This window comes from Sphingobacterium sp. IITKGP-BTPF85 (assembly GCF_001006065.1).
Lineage (GTDB): Bacteria > Bacteroidota > Bacteroidia > Sphingobacteriales > Sphingobacteriaceae > Sphingobacterium > Sphingobacterium anhuiense.
In genome coordinates, this window is the sequence record NZ_ASZT02000240.1 from 1 (window position 1) to 3911 (window position 3911).

General features: G+C 35.8%; 2 protein-coding genes. Both read right to left on the reverse strand.

The genetic code is table 11. The annotated features are described in order from the left end of the window. Positions 1–133: 133 nt before the first annotated feature. A complete protein-coding gene (locus L950_RS24480) occupies positions 134–1579 on the reverse strand; it encodes a 5-methylcytosine restriction system specificity protein McrC (protein WP_021191231.1) in 1446 nt (481 codons plus the stop codon). A 9-nt stretch (positions 1580–1588) separates the two neighbouring features. Next, entirely contained in the window at positions 1589–3796 is a 2208-nt protein-coding gene (locus tag L950_RS31180; protein WP_021191232.1) for an AAA family ATPase, read from the reverse strand. Positions 3797–3911: the final 115 nt, after the last annotated feature.

Consider the following 3911-nt stretch of genomic DNA (forward strand, 5'->3'; position numbering starts at 1 on the left):
GTACTTCATAGGACGGATACTAAAGAATCTCCTTTTTCAGAATATTGGTTAGATAGAGCACGAAGTGATAAAAAAATGGCAATTATCACTAAAAAAGTGATGAAAAATGTATAAATCTCGGGTAACATTATATTTATTTTAAAAATTTAGCATTAAAAATGGGCATGGATATTCCAATTTTATTCACCTTATAATATCCTTGTATCTGCTCCATGTTCTGAGAAATGGAACTTAATTTAAACTCCTTTGGGACAATGGATGTGTTATTTAAATTGGGATAAATAATTAAACAATCGATATTCCTATCGTCTTCGTCCCCCATTCCTAATTCTGTTCGAACTTTATTTAATCTTGCATATCCCGCCACTTGACGAATATCCTGGTGAACTAAGCTACTGGCATATTGCAATTTATATTTGGCATCAATTATAATAGAATTTTCGCCATCTTTAATCAAGATATCGATTGCATTACCATAGGTAGAATATTGATACTTGATCTTATTGGTATCATGATTATTGGCTTGCAATAATTTTTGATATACATAAAGTTCAAATAAACGTGGCATATCGATCCAGAAAGGTGGCGTCTCTATGGATTGGTTTTCTGATGCACGGCTAACGTTATAGCCAAAACGCTTAAGGATATAACCTCCGATCTTAATTGCTTCGTTGTACTCTTTAAAAAATGGATTGTACTTAAAATGGCGGAGCACCTCCTCTCCTTCTAAATCTCCGATGTGCTCAAAAGAAGGGCGGATATAGTTGGCCAACTCATCCAAAATCTTTTGATTGCCAAGAAAAAATCTCTGATGGTTGCTAATATAAGCTGTCACAAAGCGAAATACTTTCTTAAGAAACTGGTTTTCATCATTGTCTTCGCCAAATACCTGATACTCGCAATAGGTCTTTGTAAACCTATTTTTTAAAACATTCTGCTTGATCTGCTGGCTAACCAGAATCTTGCCCTTAATACGGTTATTAAGATTTTCACGCACTTTATAATACGACTTTTTCAGTCCTTTGCGCACGATCTGACGAAGTAGCTGCAAAAACTGTACAACTAAAAATGGTGTCAAGCTATCATCTTGCTGTTCGATCTTAATAGTATCATCTTCCCATTCGATACGAACAAGGTCTGCACATTCTTTAGCTACAATCGGATCAGACATAGCATCCAGAAGCATTTTGATGTAATTGATATGAACCTGATTTTCTTCTTTTTTCAGTTCTTCATGCTGCTCGGGATCTACATCAATCAACACATCTTCTTCGGTATCCGACTTTGCTTTAAACTGCTCGACCACATATTTATTGAGCTTAGGTTGTACGTGGACATATTTATGACCTTTGATCAACCAATCGATGCCAATATAGTAATCCGCTTTAAGTTCAATCCGGTCCGCATGTTTTGAAACATGGAAGCAATTATACTTGTTGCCTCGTCGATCTTTATACCCACGAACAAGTAAAGAGCGTACTAACTCATCAAAATCAAAAAGGTGCGTGAAATTTACATCCCCGTCCAATGCTTGTTTGACAAGAGCATGATTGACGTGTTCATACAAAGAGATCTTCATATGGTCTACTTAATTCGTTGAAATATCATTCGGCAAAGCCATGATAACTTTTCTTGCTTCTTCCTTCAATACACCATCTTTGATATATTCTATAAGAATAGGTTTGATCTCGTACTCAAGCCTCATCTCCATTGTTGCGCCTTTCTTTTTGATGAAATAAGAGTGCCCAAGCCAAACATCTTCCGGGCGAAATTCCTCGGAAAGATAACTTGAGTTTTTTAACAGTTCCTTTTTTGCTGAATAATCAATTTGAGGGTCAAAATCCTTGACAAATAAATTGGCAACTTTGTTGAACAGTCCTTCCTCGAAATCGTCACTTAACTCGATTTTAAGGTTTTTAGGTAATACATCTACAAATGCAAAACGTCTACGAATAGCATAGTCAATGTGTCCCACACTGCGATCTGCAGTGTTCATTGTTCCAATGATGTACAGATTATCTGGTAAGATAAGTTTACTGTTGCCCCCCACTTCGTACATTGAATCTACTGACTCACCTCGATATTCCAATGCGTAAATTAGCTCTCCTAGAACTGCGGATAGGTTGGCTCTATTGATCTCGTCCAATATGAGGACATAGCTTTTTTCGGGATTGAGAACAGCCTCGTTTGCCAAAAGGATCAATGATTTGTTCTTTGCCTGATAAACCAGTTGGCCTTCCTTTGTATCTGCCTCGATGCCACGCACAAAATCTTCATAGTTAAAGCTTGGATGAAATTGCATGATCTGGAAACGGTCTGTATTATCGATCTTTTCCGTTTGCTCTATCACCTCAATCTGCTCGTAAATATACTTTGCGATAGCTGCTTCATAGGAATCATTTCCGTATTTGATTGTACCTACTTTAGACCACGTCTCATCATTGTAATATTTAATGATATTTGCAAAAGTAGCCGGATATTCTTTTCCAGTAGAATGGGTTTTTACAACAAAGCTACCGTCATTTACTTTCATGACCTCATAATCGGTATAATTGGTAACGCTACGAAACTTCCTACCTTCTTTTACTATGCTTTTTATATCTTCGACAGTAATCTCTGCAGGTTTCTTGAAAACTGTTGAATGACCTGTTTCGAGTATGTTCTCTGCGATCCTTTTAGCTATTCGTGTCTTTCCTGTCCCTGGGGGACCCTGAAGAATGATCTGATTTTTATAAAGAAGCAACTCTTTCGCTTTATTTTCTATTTCATTAAGATTGTGCATATTTCTTCGAATTACTTCATCTTTAATTAAAGGATAGGTATAATCATACAGCATATCCAAACACTCAATTATGTTTTCAATAAGATCTGGAGAATCAAGATTAAATTCCTTAACATGCGTTATAGAATTAGAATTCTGCCAGTCTTTTAATTTAAGAAATTCCGGTAAATCACCAATCTGGTCAAGCAAGTGTTCATTAAGCTTTTTCGAATTCTCAAAATGAAGATCAATAGATATAATATTGGCTTTATTTTTATAAATTTCATAATGGGCATCCAAAGTGGAGAGAGGCCTATCTGCGTCATCAACCCAATAAAATGACTTATTCTCATGATGCCCTATGAAATAGCTTAATTGTTTTTCACTAATATAGTTTGATAAAAGAGGTCCAAGTTCACTGAATTTTTTAAATACTGGAAACCAGAGTTTTTTTTCGGAATAAATCTTCTTTGCAATAAGGCACGTTAGATTATCTGGATTTTGCACCAATGAAACGGCATCCTCTCCGCACGCTTGGACAAGGTCATTTACAAAACTCCTTTCATTATACTCCTTTCCTAAATAGTACTTGGAAATATAACCACGGTGTGTTATGCTTAAAACATTGATATTTTCAGTAGGTCGGTTCAGCATATCCAAAGCATACTTCACGCTTGGATTTGTAAGTTCACTGAAATACTTATAATTAAAAAGATGCTGAATCCAAGGCCCCATTCGTATTCCGGCTTTGGCTAATACTCGATTGTCTGAATATTTGTTATACTTCTTCTTATCACGTGCATGCAAGTCACAATAGGAAATTACCTCATACATAGCCTCCCTCTCCCTCTCCAATGCAGGAGGCAAAGATGCTTCAGTAAAACTTCTATAGTCCAAAACAAATTGTCCTAAAGATTTCTGATCTTCAGAAGACAGTTCCAATTCCATCCATCTTGAATAGGCAATCCGCCCATCTTCAAAGTAATAAACAGAAGCATCCGTTAGATCAGGTGCGCCATAATCTTTTAAATTCATCAAATAGTGGTTAAATAATACTTTTCCTGAGGTTATAAATATAAGAATTTAAAAGAAAAAATATTATATTTTTGTTCAATTTTTGTGAAATAAATTCACTTGCGTCCTAAACGTT

Excerpts from the sequence above, each read along its gene's own strand:
- L950_RS31180 (WP_021191232.1), bottom strand. The coding sequence starts at position 3,796 with ATGAATTTAAAAGATTATGGCGCACCTGATCTAACGGATGCTTCTGTT.
- L950_RS24480 (WP_021191231.1), bottom strand. The coding sequence starts at position 1,579 with ATGAAGATCTCTTTGTATGAACACGTCAATCATGCTCTTGTCAAACAA.